This is a genomic window from Streptomyces sp. NPDC057654 (assembly GCF_042800135.1).
Taxonomy (GTDB): Bacteria; Actinomycetota; Actinomycetes; order Streptomycetales; family Streptomycetaceae; genus Streptomyces.
In genome coordinates this window covers 1-3901 of sequence record NZ_JBHVHQ010000814.1, presented here as the reverse complement: position 1 = coordinate 3901, position 3901 = coordinate 1, and the positions used below count along the sequence as shown (strand labels likewise).

The window sequence follows — 3901 nt, the reverse complement described above, 5'->3', positions numbered from 1 at the left end:
GGGCATGGACGTGTACGCATCTCTGGTCGACGCGGTCGGCGGCACCCCCCTGGTCCGGCTCAACCGCGTGACCGGCGCCCTGACCGCCCCCGTCTACGCGAAACTCGAATACGTCAATCCGGGCGGCAGCGTGAAGGACCGCGCCGCCGTGGCGATGGTCGACGCCGCCGAGGAGGCCGGGCTGCTGCTCCCCGGCGGCACCGTCGTCGAGGGCACCTCCGGCAACACCGGCGCGGGGCTGGCCATGGTCGCCGCCCAGCGCGGCTACCGGTGCGTCTTCGCGATCCCCGACAAGAGCAGCGCCGAGAAGATCGCGCTGCTGCGCGCGTACGGCGCCGAGGTCGTCGTCTGCCCGAGCGGGGTGCCGCGCGAGCACCCGGACCATGTGCACGAGACGGCCGCGCGCATCGCCGCCGAGACGCCCGGCGCCTGGCACGCCGACCAGTACGACAATCCGGCCAACCCGCTGGCCCACTACCGCAGTACGGGCCCGGAGATCTGGCGGCAGACCGAGGGGCGCATCACGCACCTGGTGGCCGGGGTGGGCACCGGCGGCACGATCACCGGGACCGGCGAGTATCTGAAGGAGGCCAGCGGCGGCCGGGTCACGGTCGTCGGCGCGGACCCGGAGGCGTCGGTCTACTCGGGCGGCGACGGACGCCCGTACTTCGTGGAGAGCATCGGGCACTTCGTGCACCCGGAGACGGTGGACGACCTGTGGCCGTCCTCCTACCACCCGCCGGTCGTCGACCGGTTCGAGACGATCCCGGACCGGGAGTCGCTGCTGACGGCGCGTCGGCTGGCGCGTGAGGAGGGGCTGCTGGCGGGCGGTTCGGCGGGGACCGCGGTGGCCGCCGCGCTGCGGGTCGCGGCGGAGCTCGGACCCGAGGACCTCGTCGTGGTGCTGCTGCCCGACTCGGGCCGCAACTACCTCTCCAAGGTGCACGACGACGGCTGGCTGCGGCGCTGGGGATTCCTGGACGCGGACGGCGCGCTGCCCTCGGTGGGCGACGCGAAGATCGCGGCGGTGGGTCCGCACGTACGCCCCACCGACACCGTGGAGCAGGCGCTCGCCGCGGCGCGGGAGGCAGGTCTGCCGGACGGCGACCCCGTGCTGGTGACCACGGTCGCGCTCCGCCCGGACCGGCCCGTGATGGCGCCCGAGGTGATCGGCGCGGTCTGCGCGGAGCGGCTGAGCGCGGCGCTCGCGTCGGGGGCGGCGCGCGGTGACGACCCGGTGGCGTCCCACGCGGCGCCCGCGCCGCCGCTCGTGGGCCGCGGCGAGTCGGCGGCCGCGGCGCTGGCCGCGCTGGAGGAGCGGGCCGCGGAGGCCGCGGTGGTGCTGCTCGACGGCCGGGTGCACGGTGTCGTCGGCCGGTCCGCGCTGCGTACGGCCGTGGGGTGAGGGCCGTCGGCGCGGACCGTATGGTTTTCGGCCACGACGGCCACCCGAGCGGCCCCCGGCGCCTGCTGCGCCGGAGCGCGGCCGGGGCGTGAACCGGGGTGTGAACCGGGGGAACGGAAGGCACGTCAGGTCCATAATGGGGCCAGACATCGGATGTATTGACGCGGTACCGAGGCAGTGCCGGGGTGGTACGGGAACAGTGCCGAGGCGGTACGGGAACGGTGCCGCGTCGCGTCCGAGCGGGTCCGACGCGGGGAGGGTCAAGATGGCGGTCACTGACGAGGCGATCGAGAAGATCAAGGGGATGATCGTCTCCGGGGCGCTGCGGCCGGGCGACCGGCTGCCCAAGGAGAGCGAGCTCGCGGCGGAGCTGGGCCTGTCCCGCAACTCGCTGCGCGAGGCCGTACGGGCGCTGTCGCTGATCCGCATCCTGGACGTGCGCCAGGGCGACGGCACCTACGTCACGAGCCTCGATCCGCAGCTGCTGCTGGAGGCGCTGAGCTTCGTCGTCGACTTCCACCGGGACGACACGGTGCTGGAGTTCCTCCAGGTCCGCCGCATCCTGGAGCCCGCGGCCACGGCGATGGCCTGCGGGCGCATCGGCGACGCCGCCCTGGACGCGCTCAGCGCCCAGTTGGAGGAGCTGGGGCCCGAGCCCTCGGTGGAGCAGCTGGTCGCCTGCGACCTGGAGTTCCACCGGGGCATCGTCCAGGCGTCCGGCAACTCGGTGCTGTGCTCGCTGCTGGACGGGCTGTCCGGGCCGACCACGCGCGCGCGGGTGTGGCGCGGGCTGACCCAGGAGGACGCGGTGAGCCGCACCCTGCACGAGCACCGGGCGATCGTGGGCGCGCTGCGGGACCGCGACGCGGAGGCGGCCCGGTCCTGGGCGACGGTGCACATCGCGAGCGTGGAGCAGTGGCTGCGTTCGACGCTCTGACGGCCCTCTGACGGCCCTCCGGCAGCTCTCCGGCAGTCCTCTGGCGGCCTTCTGACAGCCTTCTGACGGCGACTCAGAAGCTGTACGGCGCCGGCTCGGCGGCAGGCCGCGGGCCGTCCGGCAGGCGGGCCCGGACGTCGGACGTTTGGGGTGCCGTACCGCCCAGGAACACGACTGTTGTGGCCCGAGTGAAGTTGGCCGGGAGAGGGCCGGAGACACCTCGGATGAATGGGTACTCCTCCGTGCACAGGGGCTGCGGTGAGGGGCCCCGGAAGCCGTAGGCTTGGGACGCACGCATTGGAACTGCAAACCGGTGGCGGTACGAACCGTCCGCCCCGGTCGGAAGGAGGCGCTGGGTGATCGAGCTTGAGGGGGTTCCCGAGCTGATCGACCCGGTCATGATCTGTGCCTTCGAAGGGTGGAACGACGCCGGCGACGCCGCCTCCTCCGCGGTCGGGCACCTGGACCGGGAGTGGAAGGGCGAGGTCTTCGCGGCGCTCGACGCCGAGGACTACTACGACTTCCAGGTCAACCGGCCCACCGTGTGGCTGGACGGCGGGGTCCGCAAGGTCACCTGGCCGACGACCCGGCTCTCCGTGGTCCGCACCGGCGGCGCGAAGCCGCGCGACCTCGTGCTGGTGCGCGGCATCGAGCCGAGCATGCGCTGGCGCTCGTACTGCAACGAGATCCTGGGCTTCGCGCACGAGCTGGGCGTCGAGATGGTGGTGGTGCTGGGCGCGCTGCTCGGCGACACCCCGCACACCCGGCCGGTGCCGGTCAGCGGCGTGACCTCCGACGCCGACCTGGCGCGCACGATGGATCTGGAGGAGACCCGGTACGAGGGTCCGACCGGCATCGTGGGCATCCTCCAGGAAGCGTGCACGCACGCGGGCGTGCCGGCCGTGAGCCTGTGGGCGGCGGTGCCGCACTATGTGTCGCAGCCGCCGAACCCGAAGGCCACCCTGGCCCTGCTCAACCGCCTCGAAGACCTCATCGACCTGCGCATGCCGCTCGGCGAGCTGGCGGAGGACGCGCGCGCCTGGCAGCTGGGCGTGGACCAGCTGGCGGCGGAGGACAGCGAGGTCGCGGAGTACGTGCAGTCGCTGGAGGAGGCGCGCGACACGGCCGAGCTGCCGGAGGCGTCCGGCGAGGCCATCGCCCGCGAGTTCGAGCGCTATCTGCGGCGGCGCGACGGCCAGCCGGGACCGGGCCAGCCGGGCGGGCACGCCACGGAGGGCGGGGTCGCGGACGGCCGCGACGGATCGTATCTCCGTGATACGTCCAGCGGCCGTACGCGTCCGAGGAAGCCGACGGCGAAGGATGAGCCGCCGGGTCTCCGCCCGGGCCCCGGCCGCGAGGCGGAGCGCGACGCCAGGGGCGGTCCGGACGACGCCGAGGGCGACAGAGACGACAAGGGCGACAGGGGCGACAGGGCCGATAAGAACGACCGGGCCGACGAGGCCGACGGGGACGAGAAGAAGGACGGCGAGGAGTAAGGCCAGGAGTAATAGGCCCGCCGCGGTGCCCCGGCTCGTGAAGCCGGGCGCTCAGGCATGTGA

At 73.7% G+C, this 3901-nt stretch carries 3 protein-coding genes; all 3 read left to right on the top strand.

Annotation, left to right across the window (positions count from 1 at the left end):
- The first annotated feature begins 4 nt into the window (after positions 1-4).
- Positions 5-1405, top strand: coding sequence for a PLP-dependent cysteine synthase family protein (locus ACFU99_RS36385; protein ID WP_384400738.1), 1401 nt, complete (start codon positions 5-7; stop codon positions 1403-1405).
- 265 nt (positions 1406-1670) lie between these two features.
- Positions 1671-2342, top strand: coding sequence for a FadR/GntR family transcriptional regulator (locus tag ACFU99_RS36380; protein WP_363228085.1), 672 nt, complete (start codon positions 1671-1673; stop codon positions 2340-2342).
- 356 nt (positions 2343-2698) lie between these two features.
- Complete coding sequence (locus ACFU99_RS36375; RefSeq protein WP_384400735.1) at positions 2699-3838, top strand: PAC2 family protein; 1140 nt, start codon at positions 2699-2701, stop codon at positions 3836-3838.
- Positions 3839-3901 lie beyond the last annotated feature (63 nt).